Annotated in this window: 15 protein-coding genes, 5 pseudogenes and 1 riboswitch; of the genes and pseudogenes, 8 read left to right on the forward strand and 12 right to left on the reverse strand. The window is 35.6% G+C overall.

All coding sequences use genetic code 11. The features are described from left to right. The first annotated feature begins 694 nt into the window (after positions 1–694). The 4 genes and pseudogenes from tnpA to ES765_RS19975 all read left to right on the forward strand — a co-directional run bounded on the left by tnpA (position 695) and on the right by ES765_RS19975 (position 5,821). A pseudogene (tnpA, locus tag ES765_RS19945) lies at positions 695–1,139 on the forward strand (IS200/IS605 family transposase). A 308-nt stretch (positions 1,140–1,447) separates the two neighbouring features. Then, positions 1,448–2,210, forward strand: a pseudogene (locus tag ES765_RS22780) (tyrosine-type recombinase/integrase); the annotation flags it as partial. A 640-nt stretch (positions 2,211–2,850) separates the two neighbouring features. Further along, the gene (locus ES765_RS19970) at positions 2,851–4,119 is read left to right on the forward strand and encodes an SIR2 family protein (protein ID WP_138116101.1); all 1,269 of its coding nucleotides are present in this window, start codon (positions 2,851–2,853) and stop codon (positions 4,117–4,119) included. Next, positions 4,112–5,821, forward strand: a complete 1,710-nt coding sequence (locus ES765_RS19975; protein WP_138116102.1) for an ATP-binding protein — start codon at positions 4,112–4,114, stop codon at positions 5,819–5,821. Before ES765_RS19970 ends, ES765_RS19975 begins: the two co-directional genes overlap by 8 nt. Positions 5,822–5,965: 144 nt before the next feature. On the opposite strand, the pseudogene ES765_RS23035 reads toward ES765_RS19975, so the two are convergent. The 9 genes and pseudogenes from ES765_RS23035 to ES765_RS21935 form a co-directional block, all read right to left on the reverse strand. After that, positions 5,966–6,214, reverse strand: a pseudogene (locus ES765_RS23035) (integrase core domain-containing protein); the annotation flags it as partial. Between the two features lie 21 nt (positions 6,215–6,235). Then, positions 6,236–6,346 (reverse strand): annotated as a pseudogene (locus ES765_RS23040) (IS3 family transposase); the annotation flags it as partial. Between the two features lie 563 nt (positions 6,347–6,909). Further along, positions 6,910–7,548: a hexitol phosphatase HxpB gene (gene hxpB / locus ES765_RS19985; protein WP_138116103.1), complete on the reverse strand. Its 639-nt coding sequence runs from the start codon at positions 7,546–7,548 to the stop codon at positions 6,910–6,912. A 22-nt stretch (positions 7,549–7,570) separates the two neighbouring features. Then, a complete protein-coding gene (gene tenA, locus ES765_RS19990; RefSeq protein ID WP_138116104.1) occupies positions 7,571–8,218 on the reverse strand; it encodes a thiaminase II in 648 nt (215 codons plus the stop codon). Beyond that, entirely contained in the window at positions 8,202–9,038 is an 837-nt protein-coding gene (thiD, locus tag ES765_RS19995) for a bifunctional hydroxymethylpyrimidine kinase/phosphomethylpyrimidine kinase (RefSeq protein WP_138116105.1), read from the reverse strand. The genes tenA and thiD overlap by 17 nt, the downstream gene beginning before the upstream one ends. Further along, positions 9,035–9,670: a thiamine phosphate synthase gene (gene thiE / locus ES765_RS20000; RefSeq protein ID WP_138116106.1), complete on the reverse strand. Its 636-nt coding sequence runs from the start codon at positions 9,668–9,670 to the stop codon at positions 9,035–9,037. Before thiE ends, thiD begins: the two co-directional genes overlap by 4 nt. Beyond that, positions 9,667–10,467: a hydroxyethylthiazole kinase gene (gene thiM / locus ES765_RS20005; protein WP_138116107.1), complete on the reverse strand. Its 801-nt coding sequence runs from the start codon at positions 10,465–10,467 to the stop codon at positions 9,667–9,669. Before thiM ends, thiE begins: the two co-directional genes overlap by 4 nt. A 72-nt stretch (positions 10,468–10,539) precedes the next feature. Continuing rightward, a riboswitch (TPP riboswitch) is annotated at positions 10,540–10,632 on the reverse strand. A 390-nt stretch (positions 10,633–11,022) separates the two neighbouring features. Then, the gene (locus ES765_RS20010; protein WP_138116108.1) at positions 11,023–13,185 is read right to left on the reverse strand and encodes a TonB-dependent receptor; all 2,163 of its coding nucleotides are present in this window, start codon (positions 13,183–13,185) and stop codon (positions 11,023–11,025) included. A gap of 74 nt (positions 13,186–13,259) precedes the next feature. Further along, positions 13,260–13,418: a hypothetical protein gene (locus ES765_RS21935; protein WP_171017384.1), complete on the reverse strand. Its 159-nt coding sequence runs from the start codon at positions 13,416–13,418 to the stop codon at positions 13,260–13,262. A 213-nt stretch (positions 13,419–13,631) separates the two neighbouring features. Between ES765_RS21935 and ES765_RS20015 the strand changes: the two are divergent. Next, positions 13,632–14,474, forward strand: a pseudogene (locus ES765_RS20015) (IS3 family transposase); the annotation flags it as partial. Positions 14,475–14,783: 309 nt separating this feature from the next. Here ES765_RS20015 and ES765_RS20025 read toward each other — a convergent pair. Together ES765_RS20025 and ES765_RS20030 are read right to left on the reverse strand one after the other, a co-directional pair. Beyond that, positions 14,784–14,966 (reverse strand): hypothetical protein, encoded by a 183-nt coding sequence (locus tag ES765_RS20025; protein ID WP_138116110.1) that lies wholly within the window; start codon positions 14,964–14,966, stop codon positions 14,784–14,786. A gap of 16 nt (positions 14,967–14,982) precedes the next feature. Continuing rightward, positions 14,983–16,539 (reverse strand): Fic family protein, encoded by a 1,557-nt coding sequence (locus ES765_RS20030; RefSeq protein ID WP_138116111.1) that lies wholly within the window; start codon positions 16,537–16,539, stop codon positions 14,983–14,985. An 808-nt stretch (positions 16,540–17,347) separates the two neighbouring features. On the opposite strand from ES765_RS20030, the gene ES765_RS22640 reads away from it, so the two are divergent. From ES765_RS22640 to ES765_RS20040, 3 genes are all read left to right on the forward strand, one after another. Next, the gene (locus ES765_RS22640; protein ID WP_262710700.1) at positions 17,348–17,773 is read left to right on the forward strand and encodes a reverse transcriptase domain-containing protein; all 426 of its coding nucleotides are present in this window, start codon (positions 17,348–17,350) and stop codon (positions 17,771–17,773) included. A gap of 28 nt (positions 17,774–17,801) precedes the next feature. Further along, the gene (locus ES765_RS22645) at positions 17,802–18,629 is read left to right on the forward strand and encodes a reverse transcriptase domain-containing protein (RefSeq protein ID WP_262710701.1); all 828 of its coding nucleotides are present in this window, start codon (positions 17,802–17,804) and stop codon (positions 18,627–18,629) included. A 75-nt stretch (positions 18,630–18,704) separates the two neighbouring features. Then, complete coding sequence (locus ES765_RS20040; protein ID WP_138116112.1) at positions 18,705–18,890, forward strand: hypothetical protein; 186 nt, start codon at positions 18,705–18,707, stop codon at positions 18,888–18,890. Between the two features lie 48 nt (positions 18,891–18,938). On the opposite strand, the gene ES765_RS22475 is transcribed toward ES765_RS20040, so the two are convergent. Further along, positions 18,939–19,199, reverse strand: a complete 261-nt coding sequence (locus ES765_RS22475) for a tyrosine-type recombinase/integrase (RefSeq protein WP_249356621.1) — start codon at positions 19,197–19,199, stop codon at positions 18,939–18,941. Between the last annotated feature and the right edge of the window lie 393 nt (positions 19,200–19,592).

Here is a 19,592-nt window from a genome sequence, read left to right on the forward strand (position 1 = left end):
TGGAGTTATGGTTACCACTGCCGTAAAATGGCAGATAATATGGCAGGCTATTGTTGAGAATGATTAGTAATGGTTAGTTTGGTGGTTGGCACTGCCGTTAAAATGGCAGATAATATGGCAGTTTATTATTGGCAATGATAATCAATGTTGGGATTGTGTTTGCCACGGCAGATTTTATGGCAGTCTGCTGTTGAGTCTCGGGTAGGTAATATACATACTTTGGGTAGGCAATAGGGTAGGCGATGTGTAAGTATCAGATAGCGTCGGGTAGGCAGAGGGTAGAATTAGGGTAGAAAGGAGGGTAGGTAAAAGTAATTTCAACAATAAATTGTGGGTAGGTTCTGGATATCAACGGTTTATTTAATAGTTGCTTCGGGTAGGCAATAGGGCATACCCGGGTAGTTAAACTTCTTTACATTGGGATAAACAGGATAGCTTTGGGTAGTCAAAATACTTACCCTATGTAGTCCCTCCTAAGGTATATAAATAGCTCAAGTTATATTGTAGTCTATGGTAGTTATTATAGTTAACTCGTCTAGGGTATGGGGTAGGCAATGTATTTAGCTTGGGTAGGTAATACATTTAAGAAGGAAGGGCATTAGGGTAGTTCCTGGTTGGCAATGGTTGCCTATGGTTTGTTTTATCCCCGAGGCTCTGCCTCGGGTGTTGCGTAAGGATAATTACATTTGTGAGTATGAGCGAACATATTCATAAGAGTCATAACAAAAGCTTGCTTTTGTATCATTTTGTATGTCCTATCAAATATAGGAGAAAAGTATTGAGTGCAGAGGTTTCGTCCACCTTCAAGGATGTTTGTATGAAAATAGAAGCCCGTTACGAAATTCACTTTTTGGAAATCGGTTTGGATGATGATCATGTTCATTTTTTGATACAAAGCATTCCAACGAACACCCCCCAAGAAGATAATCGTAGCTGTCAAGAGCATCACGGCCAAAGAAATTTTTCGCCTTCATCCAGAGGTCAAGCAGATACTCTGGGGCAGTAAGTTTTGGACGAGTGGCTATTATGTAAATACTGTTGGGCAATATGCAAGTGAGGAAGTGATCAAAAAATATATTCAGAATCAAGGAAAGTCAAAGTATACCCAGTTGCACAAAAATCAGTTACGTTTGTTTTGATACCCCTATGGCTCTGCCTCGGGGTAGTTCATTGTGAAACCTGCAATCCAATAGTCCAGTTCTTCTATCGGAAAAAAGGAAGGAAATAAATGTTAATTATGGTGTATTGAGATATATCAAATTACCTGATTTAGTTTTAAATATTAAGTTTTGGATTCTTATCCATATAGTCCTGCCAAGTGACTAGCACATATTTGTCCTTTCCATTCTCAGGTTTCTTTAGAAACCCATATTTATAGATAAAAAGATACACCTCTCCTTTCTGGTTTTTCCAGTAGAGGGTGAAGAATTTTGGGTCAAATCCTAATTCCAATAATACGGTTCGTATCTATGTTCCCTTTTTTGAAATGTTCATTAACTTCTATAACGATAGGGAGCTGAAAACTTTGGATGAAGGAGATATACGGGTCTTTCTCCAGCATTTGATACAAAGAAAATTGTCCAATTCCTATATTAACCAAGTTATCAATGCCATTAAGTTTTATTATGAAGAGGTACTTTGGGGTGCCCCACAGATTTTATGACATTGAACGTCCGCGAAAAGAGTATAAGCTTCTAAAGGTAATTTCCAAAGAGGAAGTTCTAGCAATTATTAAAAACATAAGTGTGTTGTTGAACTTCTATATGGTTCCGGTTTGCGCAAGAGCGAACTTTTAAACTTAAAAATTAATGATATCGATAGCAAACGTATGCTAGTCCGCGTAGAAAATGCCAAAGGCAATAAGGATAGGCACACATTACTGTCTAAAATAGCGTTGGATGATCTAAGACTATATTTCAGGGAATACAGGCCAAAGGTGTATTTGTTTGAAGGGCAAAAGGGAGGAAAATATAGTGGCGAGAGTGTCTTAAGAATTGTAAAAATGGCAACAGAAAACAGAAAAAGCACGAATACGCAAAAGTGTATCTCCACATATACTCCGCCATAGTTTTGCTACACATTTATTGGAAACAGGTGTTGATCTTCGTCAAATTCAGGTACTTTTAGGACATAGTTCTAGCAAAACGACCGAAATCTACACCCATGTAGCCACAAATACTTTTAAGACAATAAAAAATCCACTAGATTAGTCCTACTAATAAAATGGAAATAACCGTATTCATACGTATATCCGTACGTTAGAGGCCATTATAAGTGCCGTGGGGGCATTTTTTCAAAGGTTTGTGTGAAGAAAGAAAGCGGACGTTCTTTTGTCAATGGATGGCCGACTTTTTGAGGAGGGTATCGCTCCAAGTAGTTTAGCTTTCAGCGTTGAGAGCTCGCTATCAAAACGTTGGAACGTTAAAACTACTTGAATCAAGAACGGTAAAATTTTTGACAAAGTCAATTTTATCGGAATTTATAACAAAAGAACGGGTGTTTTGTTTCCCATAACTACGTTCCATGCCATTTACATAAAACATAGTTATGGGGAATCTTGGAAAAAAAGGCGTTGCGATGTTCGGCAATGAGAACGGTTCCCTTATTTTATTCTTAATTTTAGAAAAACTGAAAATTAAAATAAAACGGACAATAACACGCGTTATAATCAATGGCCCAAAAGCATTAGCCTGAAAAAGGACCACTAATCATAGCGCTATCGTTGTGCATAATGCGGGAAATGAAAAAAAACATCAAGATTTGAACTAAAAAAGCCAACGCACAAACAGCACATTTGTTTTTTTGCCGACACATTAGCCAACGCTCAAAATTATAAATCAACAGTCAAAAATGGAAGAAAAAATATGGAAATACATTCTCTTGAATGGAAAATCAAATCAACTTAAAGTAAAAAATCCTGTTTTCGATAAAGGAGAACTTATATCCATTGATGACCTAAAGCCTTTTAATAAGAAAGATGATGACGGTAATCCTGTTAAACCGACATTAGCAGATGCTAACAAAGAGAAAAGAAAAATTTATACAGAGTTTTTCAAAAAACCTTTTAAAAATCTGCTTGTATTATCAGGTGCTGGTTCATCAATGGACGTTGGCGGACTTTCAATGTGGCAACTTTGGAAAGAAACAGAGAAGAAATATAAAATTGATAAAACTGAAGAAAATCCAGAAATTGACGGTTTCAAAATTATCAGAGAAGCTGTAAAATTTGAATCAGAAAAGAAAAATTTAGAAGCATTACTTTCTCACATTGAAGGCTACACTAAATTTATTGAAGACGTTGAAATAGAAATTGGAGGTGTTAAAAAACAACTATCTGATATTAAAGATGAAATTTTTAAATTAATAAAAGATAAGTGTACTATTCCAGCACCTTCTGAAAATTTCCCTCATAAAACATTTTTAGAAAAATTATTACAAAGAAAACAAACAAATCCAAGAATTAAAATTTTTACTCTTAACTATGATTTATTATTTGAATATGCAGCTACAGAGGTAAATGCTATTGTTGTTGACGGATTCTCTTTTACTTTCCCAAGAACATTTAGTGGCAGATATTTCGATTATGATATTGTTCAACGAGAAGGAAGCAAGTTAAAAGAAGAAGACAACTTTATCCAAAGAGTTTTCCATCTTCATAAACTACACGGTTCTTTGAATTGGGAACGTGATAAAACAGACCAAAAAGTTAAAATAAATAACAATCCAGACAAACCATTAATGGTTTATCCTAGAGATGCTAAATACGAAGATTCTTATGGTCAACCATTTTTCGAAATGATGGCAAGATTTCAAAGAAATCTAAGAAAGAATAATGATACTTTATTAATCTGTATTGGTTACAGCTTTAATGATAAACATATAAATGCAGCAATTGAAGAAGCGTTAAATCAAAACCCTGGATTTCGACTTGCTTCCATTGACCCAGGTTTTGAATCTGATAATATTTCATCATCCTTGAATGAAATTAAAAAAGTAGCTCAAGAATCTGAAAGAATTCTATTAACCTCAGAATCTTTCACAGAATTTGCAAAGCATTACCCAGAAATAAAAACATATGAAAACTTTAATCACCAATCCATAAATTTAAATAATGGATAGCAAAAAGATTAATCCTTTCAGGCACGAATATTTTCTTGGTTACATTAATCAAGTGTTTCCGCAATATGTAAAAGTCCACTTTCCATCTTCTGTTTTGTTAAATGGTTTCACTCATTATGGTAAAGAGTTTAATGGTGGTTTGGTTGGCAGTTTTGTTGTCATTGAGGGAAGTAAATATGGGTTTTTAGGAAGAATAACAGAGTTACTACTTCCTGAATCAGAAAGACTTTCATTAAGTGAAAAAGCATTTCAAACTAGCGAATTTCATCCATCAGGTAAAATAGAAATACTCTTATCATTTGATTTGTATGACCCATTAACAGTAAAAAAAGGTTTAACCACTTATCCAAATATAGGAGCTAAAGTTTTTGTGAGTTCAGGAGATTTAGTTCAAGAATATATGTCCAGATTTGGTGTTAGGATTGATGAAATTACTAATGCAATTAAATTAGGGCATTTAGTTTCTAGTCCAAATATCAATGTGAAAGTTAATTTACAATCCATTTTTGGAAGACATTGTGCAGTTGTTGGTACAACTGGAGGTGGAAAAAGTTTTACCGTAAGTAAGTTGATTGAATCTTTAATTAAGACAGGTAACAAAGCGATATTAATAGATGCAACAGGAGAATATAATGGTAAGTATGAAGGTTTAAAAAATATAAATATTGGAGACGGAGAAAGTGTTTTTCACTATTCTCAGTTAACAATTGACGATTTGTTTTTTATGTTAAAACCTTCACCTCGAACACAAACACCTAAATTAATGGAAGCTATTAGGTCATTAAAAATCGCAAGTTTGTGTGATGGAGAGAATTTAAAGTTTGACGGAAAAGAAATTCCTGTAGATTCAGGACTTATCAAGAAAAAGGGATGTAACAAAAAACCCTATGAAGTTTTCTACTACAGAAACATTGGAGTCATCGAAAACGGAATGGCAGATTTTGACTTCTCAAAACTAACTAGACAATTAAATGAAGAATGTGTTTGGGATAATGGCATAACTTGGGGAGATATTTCTCAAAACGATGTGTCATATTGTGTGAGTTTAATATCAAGAGTAAATAATTTAGCCAATACACCTGAATTAAATCAAGTATTTGGTTTTCAAGAAGAAAAAAAGGAAAATGATATAACCGACTTGATTGACGACTTTATATCAGTTGACAATAAAGATGACAAATTATTAAGGCTAAATCTTAAAGATGTCAAGTACGATTTTCAAGTAAGAGAAACATTAGTTAATGCTATTGGAAAATACTTATTGAATAAAGCTAGAAATAAAGATTTTGAAAAATCACCTGTAGTTGTTTTAATTGACGAAGCACATCAATTTTTAAACAAATCAATTAAAGATGAATATTTTGAATCTAAACCTTTAGACGCATTTGATTCTATAGCTAAAGAGTGCAGAAAATATGGCTTGTTTTTGTGTATCGCGACTCAAATGCCAAGAGATATTCCTAAAGGGACTTTAAGTCAAATGGGGACTTTTATAGTTCATAGACTAATTAATTATAATGACAAAGAAGCAATAAGTAGTGCTTGTAGTACAGCTAATAAAAACACATTGGACTTCTTACCTATTCTCGGAGAAGGAGAAGCAGTTGTAACTGGTGTGGATTTCCCAATGCCGATTATTATGAAATTCGATAAACCAATTGAAGAACCGAATTCAGGCACACCCAAATTGAATATTAACTGAATGAAAAGCCAACGCTCAAAGCCATACACATTTCCAGTCGCGCTAGCCAACGCGCCACCAAAACTGTAAAAGAGTATGTCTTCTGCCAACGCTTTGTTGCACTAAAGACCGGTTGAGCTGTAAACTTCCCCTAATTAGAACTGTTTAGTTTTCTAAAACTTCATTAAAGTTATTGTTTTTAATTCTTTTGGGGCTAGCCCCAAAAGAATTAAGTTCCGCGTATTTTAAGGGCGGTATTCTACCCAGGGCATCGTGGGGCCTATGATGGTTATAATCGTTCATCCATATATGGGTCTGCTCCCTTACTTGATTTAGGTTCTCGAATATATATTTATCGAGTACCCCGCGCCGATAGCTTCCGTTGAAACGTTCTATAAATGCATTTTGAGTCGGCTGTGAGATGAGCGATAACCCTGGACCGTTATCCATTTGTATCTTCTTAGGTTTTTCTCTTCTTTTGATCAGGTGGTTCAATACCCATACAACGCGGTTACTGGTAAGTGAATAATCTACCGCTATATGTAGTACTTACCTGTTGTAATTCACAATTTTAGCTCGGAAATGAAGCGTCCCGTTCCAGCTCAGCGGATCGGATCGGGTTAGCGTAATGGTAAGCTGAAATTGGAGATTGTGTTCAAGACTTTATATAGGAAAGCTCTTTTCCAGAAATATAGCTTTTCGCAGAATGTAGGGGAGTGTGCTTACCGGATTATGAAATAGAATTACTCTCGTTATGTAGGATGTTAAGAAGACTTGACTTTAAAGGTGTAGATTGTGAATGAAGTGCTTCCTACCATTTTTCCGGTAGGGGTTTGCGCAATGGAAATCGGAAACTTTTCAGTTGTGCCCGAGACCTTTTATAATGAAGCGTATTTCCTGAAATAAAGCTTTTTCTGCTTAATATAGGGGAATGGGCTGAGTGGTTTATGAGAGCTAAATATTATAAAATAAGTTGCAGAATAGTAAATTATATCTGTTTCGCATTTAAAAAGTTTTAGAGCTATTACTATATGGAACCCTACAAGGCTTTCTATTAAAACCTAGACACATAACGGCTTATTATAACTAGATAGCATATCTATACAACACTATATAAATATGCTGAAATCTGGGTCTTGAAAACTATCTATTTTATAGTTAACAGAAGGTAGATAGATATTTTTGTTCTCGTTAGTAAAAGCTATTACTTTCATCCCAGCCGTTTTTGCTGCCTGCATACCAGAGCAAGAGTCTTCTATAACAAAACAATTTTTAGGATTTATGTTTAATTTTTGTGAGGTAGTTAAATAAACTGCCGGATCAGGTTTTCCTTTAGTTTCAAATTCTGCAGAAACAATAACATCAAAAGTATTTGTTAATCCGATTTTTTCAAGCACCGCTGGGATAATGCTATATGGGGAATTCGTAGCCAGTCCTAATTTAAACTTTTCTTGTTTAAGAAACGCCATAAATTTGTGGATTCCTGGGATTTCACGACCTTCTTTTTTTATAGATGTTATTACTTTAGAGACTACCATTTGTTCAACTTCTTCAAAAGGCGTCATTTTCCACGGATACTTTTCAAACCAAAATCGGGTTACCTCTGTTGTGGTCATTCGTGCTGTAATCTTAGCAAATTCGTCTGTTACTTGAACACCTAAAGATGTAAAAACCTCTTTTTCCGCCTTTTTCCAAAAAGGTTCGGAATTAATAATTACACCATCCATATCAAATATAACCGCTTTCATAATTTCATAATAATTTAATAGGTTACCACGTCTTTAGATTAAAGGCACCGTCCCAAAATTGAAATTCTAGGCGGCTTGAAGTAATAAAAGCATCCGTCATTAAATATTGTTGGGCAGTAGTGCAGTTTGAAGCCAACCTATCCGCAATCTCTATGGCCTGTTTCGCCAAAATATCAAAGTCCTCGCCCGCATAGGTATCTATCCATTTTTTATATGGATTATCTGATGATTTTTGATTTTCATAAATAAAAACCCCTACTTCCCTATAAATCCAAAAACAGGGTAGAACTGCTGCAACGGCTACTTCAATATTTGCAAGAGTAGCCGTGCTTTTTAGAGTGTGTACATAGTGATGACAGGTAGGTTGCATAGTGCCTTTACCAGTCAAGTTGAATTCCTCGAAATAGGATTCGTGAAGTGCGTTTTCTACGACAATCGCACCCTCGGCAAATTGAATAAAAGCAAGGGTATCTGTCATATCTTGAATTCTACTAGCAATAATGGATAAGCTTCTACCAAAATGCTCTAGATAGTGGGAATCTTGGGCCATATAAAACTGAAATTTTTCTACAGGTAGCGTACCATCCATCAGTTCTGTAATAAACGGCATTTTTATAATAGTGTTATAAATGGGTTGTATTTGTTCCCAAGCATTAGTTGACCAATTCATTTTTTATTAGTTTTTGTGGGTTAAAAAAGTGATTTAACGGGCCATTACCTTTACCAATGATAACGTCCTTACCTTGATAGATTGCTTCTTTTACATAATTTTGACCCAAGGTAACGGCATCCAACATTGATTTTCCTTGTGCCAGATAAGACGCAATTGCAGAAGATAAGCTGCAACCTGAACCGTGGGTATTCTTTGTGTCATATTTTTCAAAATGAAATTCATAAATTTCATCATCTTCACTAAAGAATAAAGAGGTAAGCTGAGCTGTTTTCAAGTGACCTCCCTTAAGCAGTATGTTTTTAGCACCTATTTTTTTTATTTTTTTGCCAGCCAGATACATATCTTCAACAGTTTCAATTTTCATATCAGCTAATATTGCTGCTTCATCAAGATTGGGCGTGATAATATCCGCTATGGGAAGAAGTGTGCTAACTATACCCTGTATTGTTTCATCCTTTATTAATTTGTGACCGCTCGTCGCCACCATAACCGGGTCAAAAACTATGGGCATCTTTGGGTAATCGCTCAAAGTTTCAACTATAGTAGCAACTAGTTCGCTGGTATGCACCATTCCTATTTTTAGAGCATCGGGAAAAATATCTCCCAGTATTGCCTCTATTTGTTCTTTCACGGTTTGATAGGGAATAGGGTAAATTGTACGTACGCCCATTGTATTCTGAACTGGCAATGCTGTTAATACTGAAGTAGCAAAACAGCCCAGAGCCGATATCGTTTTAATATCCGCTTGAATACCGGCACCGCCGCTAGGGTCGAATCCTGCAATGGTCATAGTTGATATGTACTGATATTTTTTCATAGTGCTTTTTCAATTTGATTTTTAATTTTTGATGCTACTTTCATAGAGTCTTTAGCTAAGCAGATTGCAGAAGCAACGGCAATACAATCCGCCCCCGATTTTATCACGTCAAATACATTTTCCGAATTCATATTGCCTATCGCAATTAATGGTTTGTCGGTTAATTTTCGGATTTGTGCGACACCTTCCAATCCCCATTCGGTAACGGTATCTCTTTTTGTTGAAGTCCTGAACACAGGACTTACCGCCAAGCAATCGGATATCGCTGCTTCCTTATTATTGAGCTGTTCTAGAAATTCAATGGAATATCCAATAGATTTACAGTCCTTCCAAACAGAGCGAATAAATGAAGGTGTTAAATCATTATTTCCAACGTGTATACCATAGGCGCCAACTTGTTGAGCCACTTCCAAATTATCGTTTATGATTAACGGTGTGCCAGTTTTAACAAGCACATCCTGTAAACGAAATGCTTTTTCGGTAAACTGTGAATTCGAGGCTTTTTTCTCTCTTAATTGAACAATATCAACACCTCCCAAAATAGCCTGTTCTGCTACTTGTAAAAAATCCCGCCCAGCGCAACCTTCTTCTGAAATCACTAGATAGAGCTTAAATGGAAAATTTTCTTTCACGATACTTTTTCTAAATTAATATGAAGTGTAAATTCCTCTTCCGTGATATTATAAAGTTTATCCAACAATAAGAGTTGTAAGCTTCCTGGTCCTTTTGCATCTTTTGCCGCTATTTCCCCAGCAATTGACATTAAAGCTGTTGCGGCGATTACTGCTTCTGTTTTGTCTTCGATTACTGCTATAAATGCCCCAATAATTGCTGTTGCCGAACAACCGAGGCCTGTTATTTTTGTCATCAACGGATTTCCATTCTTTACCAATATTTGCTGACCATCTGAAATAACAATATCCGTTTCGCCTGAAATGCAGACTACTGCACCAAATGTTTGATTAAGAATCTTGGCAGCTTCAATAGCTTCCGAGCTTTGAGCAGTACTGTCGACTCCTTTTATTTTGGTTTTATTGAATTTTGCAAGTGCTAGGATTTCAGATGCGTTCGCCCTGATTACTGTAGGTTTTAAAGCTATTAATTTTGATAAAGTACTGTCCCTAAAATGGGTTGCTCCGGCTCCTACGGGGTCTATAATGAAGGGTTTGTTTAACTGGTTCGCTTTGTTTGCAGCAGAAAACATTGATTCTATCCAGTATTCGTCTAGAGTGCCAATGTTAATTACCAAAGACGCACACAAGCTGGTCATTTCGTCGATTTCATGATGTGCGTGAGCCATTATAGGTGATGCTCCTACTGCCAATAGTGCATTGGCTGTATTATTCATAACTACAAAGTTTGTAATATTATGTACTAGAGGTGATTTTGCGCGAACAAGAAGAATCTTATTCCAAAGAGATGCTACCATAGATTTATTATTTAAAATATAAATACGGCTAAAAGGTTCTCTTAAATGAGAAGGAATGAAATGAAAGGAAGAAATGTAATTCTAACTTTTCCCTACGCCGGTGTTAGCCAGATCAGGTTCAAAGGGACTATCTCAATTCTTTACAGAATACCCCTAAAGCCAACACGAAAATAGTTAAAAAAGGGTGTTTTTTCCTTTAATCTAGAATATTAATTAATTCCAAGAACTAATTCCAAGAACTAAAATAGGAAGGTTACAAAAATGTAGTATGAGCTAACATATATGTTAAAAAATGAATATATTTAATAGTTGTGCGGGTTGCAAGGGAAAAGTATCGGCTTTATTCATAAGTCTTTTTGATAGGTAATTGAGCAAGTTTAAATTGAAGTCATATTATAAGTGCCTTTACGATGAAATAAGTCTGTGACTTCGTAAAATTTGCTACTTTAAAAAGCAATTCATACAGTTTTGAATTAAATGATATAGTAGTGGGAAATATCCTAAAACCTCATGTTTTAGAATATTTCCCACTACTATCTTTTAAGCTTCTTCGTATTAAAAATTAATAGTAGCCCCAACCAAGAAATTTGTTCCCGCCTGCGGATAATATCCTTGTACCTCAAAAGAATTTCCTGGTGTAGAAAAATCATCTAAATATGTATATCCGTTAGATACATATATCTCATTTAGAATGTTATTGACCAATCCTGAAAATACTATAGATTTCAAAATCCTATTCATTTTTATCTCATAGGTAATATTAAAATCAGTAGTAAAGTAAGCAGCCAATTTAGAAGCTTCAGTATCTGTATTACTTAGGTATTGTTCACCTACATATTTTGAAAATAATGACAGATTTAATGCTTGACAAGGTGTATAGCTAAGAATATTACCTGCTATTAACGATGGTGAAAATGCAATTGTTGTATTCCCTAAATCTTGTAACGCTCCATCCCTATTAATAAAATAATCAACATTCTTATTATCGCTTACAGCTACATTAGGGCGAATACTAAACTTATCATTTAGTTTAATATTCGCATCTATTTCAAGTCCAAATCTATAGCTATCTCCTATATTGGAACGCAAAGGTGCTCCAACATCATTAAGTCCCCCAGTCAATACTAATTGATCCTTGTAGTTCATGTAATATACATTTGTATTCACCTGAACATCGAGCGAAACATACCTCCATCCTAATTCGAAATCATTCAATCGCTCAGGTTTCGGATTCCCCCCTTCATAATCGTTTCTGTTAGGCTCCCTATTCGCTACTGCATATGAAAAATAGAAATTATTATTGGCATTCAAATCATAGGTAACACCTGTTTTCGGATTGAAGAAATTAAACGTATCATCAACTATTCCAGTATCTTCTCCATTTGCCGTATACCCAACAGTTCTGTATTGAAGGTCACCATATAAAGACCACTGATCATTCAATTGATAATTCGCTTTGGCATAAAGGTTGAAGTCCGTTTTTGATGAATTATCATCGTAATACCGGTCTTGATAATTACTATTACTTGCATACCTAGCCCAAATAATTTCCCCGAAATGATCGCCTTCGTATATATTGAACCCACCACCCATAATTAGATTTAGTTGGTCCTTTTTATAATTTGCAGAAAACACAGTACCATAAAAGTCATTAGACAACCAGCGTCTCCTAATTACATCCGTTGTATTCACCACTTCTCCATCCACATTAATTGGCTCAAAACCATAAGTATCAAAATCATCATCTTCCTTATACTGCTCAAAAAAACCTCTACCTCTCGTATAGTGTAATGCGATATTAGTACTCCAAAAATCTGAAATCTGTTCGTTCCATAAAAGTTGAGCATGATCCTGCTTGTAATTATCTACCTCATTATCATAAAACTGGGTATTTCCATTTTCATCAGTATATATTCCTGAGGGATTAAAGGTTCTATCATCTTTTAAGGTTTGAGAGTCTATACCGTACCAGGCTTGATAGGTGATTTCATGACCGCCGAAAAGTAAGGCCTTTATCAAGGTATTGTCGTCCTTATAAACTCCTTGAAGAAAATAAGAATCTAAATCTGACCTAGCTCTATCAATATAGCCGTCGGAATTAATTTTAGATAGTCTTCCAGAAATTTCCACCTGATGATTTAAAAGTCCGGTACTGAATTTTAAATTGTTTCTTAATGTATTAAAGCTTCCAAGTGAAGTTGAAATTTGGCCATAGGCATCTTGAGAAAACCCATCTGTCAATACATTTAGACTAGCACCAAAAGCACCAGCACCGTTTGTAGAAGTACCCACACCACGTTGTAATTGCAAACTTTCTGTAGACGAGGCAAAATCTGGCATATTGACCCAAAAAGTTCCTTGTGACTCCGCATCATTATAAGGTATTCCGTTAATGGTCACATTAACTCGGGTCGCATCACTACCCCTAACTCTAATACCAGTGTACCCAATACCTGCCCCAGCATCTGTAGTCGTCACCACAGACGGCAAAAAATTCATCAAAACCGGAATATCTTGACCTAAATTTCTTGATTTAATATCCTCTTTTGTAAGATTAGAAAATGTTACAGGTGATTCTTTGGTGACGCGTATAGCAGAAACAAAAACCTCATCTAAGATTACCTTTTTACCTTGTGTTGAATCTGACTCCTGTTCTTGGGCTTGAATACCCATACTCAACGTAAAAAACGCCGTAATTGTGAAAATAGATAGTTTCATTCGTAAATAGTATACGAATAAAAGGGGCTATTATTCTAAAGTTTATATTGATTTTAGTTGACGCCAAAACTTCTTTAGCACAACAATTGTAACCTAATGGCGATTATCGCCTCCCTTGGCAGCATTACCTGCCCAGGTTCTTCGGGTATAATCTCAGCTTTATCCTGAAAAAAATCAGCATTCGGCACCCCTTTGAGATGTTGCAAATGTAATGCAGTAAATTCATCTCTCATAAATAATTTTGTAAAAAAATAGACTTTTAATTGAGACCTAAAGTTTAATGCTCTGTAAGACCCTCATAGTTAATGGTTAGTGTATAATACTCCCCAATTTTAGGACAGCAAGTTAAGTTGTGATTTAACCCTGTCAAATATGAAGAAGTCAAGAAGAAAATTCAGGGCATCGTTCAAGGCCAAAGTGGTAAAACACCATAAATTTAAATTACAGTTGATAAGATGTGCAAAATGTTCAAGATAAGTAAAAGTGGGTATTACAATTGGTTAGGACGGGGTCCATCCAAAAGATGGTCTGAAAATGAGGTCATAACGACGGCTATCCGTGATATTTTAGAAGGTAGCTTTGGGAGTGATGGCGCTCCTAGAGTTAAAGCGGAATTGTTAAAAAGAGGTCATCGTGTCTCAAGACCCAGGGTAGCTAGGATAATGAGGGTCAATAATCTGTTTGCCAGAAGGAAACGTAAATTCAAGATTACTACAAACAGTAAACACAATTACCCCATAGCACCCAATATCCTTAACCAGGACTTTAAGGTTTTTGGGGGCAACCAGGTCTGGGTATCGGACATCACCTATATTCAAACCAAACAGGGTTGGATGTATTTAACTGTTATTATTGATTTGTTCAGTAGAAAAATCGTTGGCTGGTCTATGAGCGATAATTTAACAACACAGGATACCATTATTTCTGCATGGCATATGGCTATAAAATCTAATGTAATTACAGAACAACTCATTTTTCACTCAGATAGAGGTTCTCAATATGCTAGTTATAAATTCACCAATATACTAAAAAGCTATAATGGATTGGTAAAACAAAGTATGAGCAGAAAAGGTAACTGTTGGGATAATGCTGTAGCTGAATCATTCTTTAAGAGTTTGAAAGTAGAGTGGGTATATAAACACAATTACTGCCTTAGATCTGAAGCAGAGCTCTCTGTTTTTCAATGGATCGAAACATGGTATAATAGACGAAGAATACACTCCACTTTGGGGTATAAAACTATTAAAGAATTTGAAATAGAAATGTATAATCAAAATGTAGCAGCATAACTCTTATCTAATTGTCCATTTTTTTGTTGCAAGTCCAGACAAGCACCTGACACATATTGAAACGGTCGTAATTCAAGAGAAATCACTGCACCGCATTTGTCCGAACTGTAAAAAGGGGACATTAATCACACTTCTGACCTTTGACAGCCGTGGTCCGCCAAAGAACTACAAGCGAATCATAAAACGTAAACTATGGAAATTCAGTAGTTAAAAAACGGCTCACAAAAGAGCCTTGGCATACCAGTGCCCAAAACGAAGTAAAAGTGCCAAAAAGAAGGTGCAGGTCCACATAAAAGATGGGAATCGGTACTAAACTTCTTTTAAACTATGGTCTTCTACAAAAAAACAGACCATAACATGGCACAATAAAGGCTTTCTTCCCTGCCAAGGTCTAGGCAAACTTCCCGTATTCCCCCTTATCCTCAATCCCGAATCAGTCAACAAGGCATATAGCGCTAGAATACGGCACGCCATATGCTTAGTTATTGGCATACGTTTTTTTTAATTGTTATGTTTTTAATTTCGCAATAGGAGTTCCTTTAAGACTCTCTCTAACCAAATTGGAAATAAAAATAGTAAATGACTCAATATCACCTTCAACACTTGCTTTTTCTAATGAATTCATGTATGCTTTGCGTTCTTCTACTGGAATAACTGTCCAGGGATATCCGCCTGATGCGAGCATTAAATTCATTAAAAATCTAGCCATTCTTCCATTGCCATCCATGTAAGGATGAATATAAACAAAGATAAAATGGCCAAGTACAGCTCGAACTCCTGCATTATTTTCATTTTCCAACAATTCGAAAAGGATTGGCATTGCGTCTCTTACTGCTTCTTTATTCAATGGAACATGTTGTGATTGTGAAATATATACTTGATTTGTTCTGTATCCAGCCAAATCTGAGGCCTTTAAAATTCCAACGGTAACACTAGGAGCGAATAATTCTTGGTACCATTTGGTATGGTCCTGGTCCGCAACGGTGCCTGAATTGGTACCATTTAGAATTTTTTTAATACCACTTTTTATTGATTGGGTGGCTTGCCAATAACCTCTAGCAGCCATTGCGTCTCGTTGATTTCTGTCTTCATTATTTTCTTCGATATTCCAATTACCACTTCTTACTTTTTCAATTAGATCCACTGATACGGTGTACCTTTCAATGGATAAAGAATGGTATGCATCAGTCAAATATATTTGGTCCACCGAGTTTAAATATTCTTCATGATTTTTGGCAAGTCCTGGACCATCTGGAAATTTTTTAATTACTACTTTTCTGTATTCTTCCCACATGATCTTTATTCTATTTGCATATGGTGACTTTTCTCTAAAGGATAGTCTAATAGGTAGTTTGTTTTCAAAAGGGCCTATTTCTCTCACATGGAAATCTGCCATTTTCATTGTAGAAACAATTTCGTCAGCTATTCGAATTTGACCAATATTCCGAAAAGCCCCAGCCAATCTGCCTGCAATTACTGAATGAGAGCCATCTAATAGTTGTTTAAGTAATTCAGATGAGTCAGGAATTAATGTCAAAATAGTCCTCATGTCGGTCGGATTTTTTTCAAACATCGTTGGCGAACAATTAATTAAAGCAGAAGTAATTGTTAACATTCTTATTCCGTTTACTTCTATTATCTCCGCTGTATTTGGTAAAGGAGATTTCATTTCAAACAATGATGTATTATGTAAAAGAGGTATGTTTTTATTTGGTGCTTTAGGGCTGCGAATAATTAATTGACTTGGAACTGTGTTATTGCCTGAATGCATTAAAATAGATTGCTCCGCAGAAATACAATAACCATTATTATATTTATCTTTTAAATATCTTGAACAGAATTGCCAGTATGATGTGTACCAAGAAGTACTATCTCCTAAATTCTCATTTGGATTTGCTGCTATATACCAACCTTTGGCAACTTCTTTTAAAAATCCATTTTTGGTAAGTCGTTCGCGATGTGTTCTGTTTATTTCAGATGTTTTTATTGCTACAATGTTTTGTTCCTCTTGAATTTCACGAAGAATCTGAAGTGATGCTGCGAGTTTTTCTCCTGGTGTAGCCATATGAATAAATGCTGTTTTTATTTATTTAATTGCAATCCTATTTTTCGCACCAAATTTAGCCTAGCAAGTTGTTCTTTAATTAGCCTTGCGCGTTGAATGTAAATTAGCCTTACATGATGTTCTTAAATTAGCCCTGCGTGCAAATATACTAAAACTTATTCAAAATAAATGATTTATAACTGAATTGTTCAAATGTATGCCAACGGTTAGTATATGAAAAGTAGGCGGTTTCGAAGTACGAAACTCTCGGTTAAGCACAAAGTTCGATACGAGCCAAAAGTCTTGAATTTATTACTGTTTCGCCTATTTTTTATATACATTGTGTGTGCCCAGTATGGGCATCTTTACCTTATAGCAATATAAGGATTTATTTAGAGGGTGTAAGTCCCTTATGCGCTGGCGTAACGTCTGGAAGCATTAGTAAGTTGCAAGGGTGGTAACTGTGAAGTTACATCTAAAGAAAGCGAGACTACAAAACTCGGTACTGACGAACAGAAACCGTATATGAGGCATATTTACTTGGGTAAGCAAGCACATCATTGTAACGCCCCACGATTATAAAAAAGGTAAGTATGTAGATACGGCAGATATTGAGTGAAAGAAGATGCAATTACCTGGGGAGATCTCTGCAACCACGAGTTGGTTAGGTAGAGAAGTCAGCCGAAGTCATAGTAGTTGGTAACCTGATACTACCAATGAAGGACCGAACAGTAATGGTCTTTAATAGACTAAGGAGTTTTTTGGATTAAGGACATCCTCCTTTTATTAAGCAGCCTTAGATTAAGCGAGACAACAGAATCAACAGTAAATGATTAAACAAGTAATTAACAAAAAGAATCTAAACGAAGCCTATTTGCGAGTGTATGGTAATAAAGGAGCAGCTGGTGTAGATAGTGTTCATGTAACTGACTTACAATCTAGATTAAAAGCTCACGGGAATACATACAACCAACAAATAGAAAGAGAGACGTATCAGGTGTCGCCAATTCTAGGTGTTGAAATACCTAAAAGCAATGGTAAGACCCGATTATTAGGGATTCCTACCGTTGTAGACCGCGTATATCAACAAGCATTACATCACGTATTGCAACCTATATTTGAGGCAGACTTTCAACAGCATAGTTACGGATTTAGACCCAAGCGAAATGCGCATCAAGCAGTCACACAAAGCTTACAAAATATCAATTCTGGATACCAAGATGTGGTAAATATTGACCTCAAATCATTTTTTTGACGAAGTCGAACACCGCATTTTACTAGATTTGATTTACAAGAGCGTAAAGTGTAGAGCAACGATGAAGCTGCTGCGGTCATTTTTACGAGCACCAATACAAATCAATGGTAAATTAATCAAACGTAGAAAAGGCGTTCCGCAAGGCTCGCCATTAAGCCCTTTGTTATCCAATATTCTGCTCAATGAGCTAGATAAAGAATTGGAAAAACGGGGACACAAATACGTTCGATATGCTGATGATTTCAGTATTTATGTTCGCCTTAAAAAGTCAGCAAAACGAGTAGGAAATAGTATCTACAAGTATTTGCGAGATAAGTTACACTTACCAATTAACCAAGAAAAGAGTGGCATTTGCCGCCCTCAAACTTTCAATTTGTTAGGGTACGGTTTTGTACCCACGTATAAGAAAGGGGATAAGGGAAAATATCAATTGGTTGCGAAGAAATCAAAATGGAAAGAGTTGAAGCAAAAGCTAAAATACTTGACCAGAAAGACGATTCCAATATCCTTTGATGAGCGAATAAAACGCTTGAATTGGTTGATAAGAGGCTGGGTGAATTATTTCAAATTAGGTAGCATTCAGGGAAAACTGAAAAAGCTTGATGAGTGGCTTAGAAATAGGTTGCGTTATTGTATTTGGCATCATTGGAAAAAGCCCGACCGAAAGCGTAAAAACTTAATACGGTTGGGTATCTCAAATGGACAAGCATACCCTTGGAGTCGCACAAGAATGGGAGGCTGGGCAGTAGCTCAAAGCCCTATGTTGGGAACTACCATTACCGTAAAACGACTAAAAATGAGGGGTTATGTAAGTTTAGTCGAATACCACAAAACTGCATCATTACTGAACCGCTAAGTACGAGACCCGTACGCTTAGTGGTGTGAGAGGCGCAGTCCGTTCCTAACTAGGGGCGGACCCGTCTACTCGATTATGCCCCGTAGATTAACTGCTGAAAATGGGGCAAAAGCACTTTTAATGGGTGAATTTTTTGAAGAACATGAGTGTAGCTACTATGATGATTATGGTAAATTAGTAGAATACACTGAAAAAGTGCCTGTAAGTTGGGGTAATATTAAAGAAATTTATAAAAAGGTAGTGGCTCACTATGGGGCATAACGTACGGATATACGTATGAATACGGTTATTTCCATTTTATTAGTAGGACTAATCTAGTGGATTTTTTATTGTCTTAAAAGTATTTGTGGCTACATGGGTGTAGATTTCGGTCGTTTTGCTAGAACTATGTCCTAAAAGTACCTGAATTTGACGAAGATCAATACCTGTTTCCAATAAATGTGTAGCAAAACTATGGCGGAGTATAATAACTTTATCAGGATCAAATTTTATACCAATCATCTTGGTATCGTTGATCATAAGATGATATAGGGTTATAGACTTAATATGTTTTTTATAAGAAGAATCCATAAAACTGAATTAGACAATAGAATTGAAATTTATAGGATAGAATTGATTTAATCGTACCTTAAATCAATAATGTTCGCATAGGCATTCACTTAAATTTATAGAGATGGGATTACAGCATGAATGTTTGTATTCTATTTGTATTTGAATATGGGTTTTTAAGCACTAAAAATAGTGGAAAGGATAAATATGTGCTTATAAAATGGCAAAGCTATATGGATCACGCTTAAAGAAATAGTATTAACAATCAATCTATTATTTTAAATGGCATAATATGCTACCTAGAAAGCATATTATGTTTTAAATACACTACGTTTTTTGTCTCCATATCAAAGTGGGGAATGGCCCCATCTGGTCTCATTTGCATATTGATTACTTTTTGATAACGCTGAATTT

Origin of the sequence: Maribacter sp. ACAM166 (assembly GCF_005771495.1) — a bacterium.
Classification (GTDB): Bacteria; Bacteroidota; Bacteroidia; order Flavobacteriales; family Flavobacteriaceae; genus Maribacter.

Bases quoted from the DNA above. Each gene is read 5' to 3' on its own strand.
- hxpB (WP_138116103.1), bottom strand. From the start codon at position 7,548: ATGAAAGCGGTTATATTTGATATGGATGGTGTAATTATTAATTCCGAA.
- ES765_RS21935 (WP_171017384.1), bottom strand. From the start codon at position 13,418: ATGAGAGATGAATTTACTGCATTACATTTGCAACATCTCAAAGGGGTG.
- ES765_RS20025 (WP_138116110.1), bottom strand. From the start codon at position 14,966: ATGCCAATAACTAAGCATATGGCGTGCCGTATTCTAGCGCTATATGCC.
- ES765_RS20010 (WP_138116108.1), bottom strand. From the start codon at position 13,185: ATGAAACTATCTATTTTCACAATTACGGCGTTTTTTACGTTGAGTATG.
- thiM (WP_138116107.1), bottom strand. From the start codon at position 10,467: ATGGTAGCATCTCTTTGGAATAAGATTCTTCTTGTTCGCGCAAAATCA.
- ES765_RS19970 (WP_138116101.1), top strand. From the start codon at position 2,851: ATGGAAGAAAAAATATGGAAATACATTCTCTTGAATGGAAAATCAAAT.
- ES765_RS20040 (WP_138116112.1), top strand. From the start codon at position 18,705: ATGCCCCGTAGATTAACTGCTGAAAATGGGGCAAAAGCACTTTTAATG.
- ES765_RS22640 (WP_262710700.1), top strand. From the start codon at position 17,348: ATGATTAAACAAGTAATTAACAAAAAGAATCTAAACGAAGCCTATTTG.
- ES765_RS22475 (WP_249356621.1), bottom strand. From the start codon at position 19,199: ATGGATTCTTCTTATAAAAAACATATTAAGTCTATAACCCTATATCAT.
- ES765_RS20030 (WP_138116111.1), bottom strand. From the start codon at position 16,539: ATGGCTACACCAGGAGAAAAACTCGCAGCATCACTTCAGATTCTTCGT.
- thiD (WP_138116105.1), bottom strand. From the start codon at position 9,038: ATGAAAAAATATCAGTACATATCAACTATGACCATTGCAGGATTCGAC.
- ES765_RS19975 (WP_138116102.1), top strand. From the start codon at position 4,112: ATGGATAGCAAAAAGATTAATCCTTTCAGGCACGAATATTTTCTTGGT.
- tenA (WP_138116104.1), bottom strand. From the start codon at position 8,218: ATGAATTGGTCAACTAATGCTTGGGAACAAATACAACCCATTTATAAC.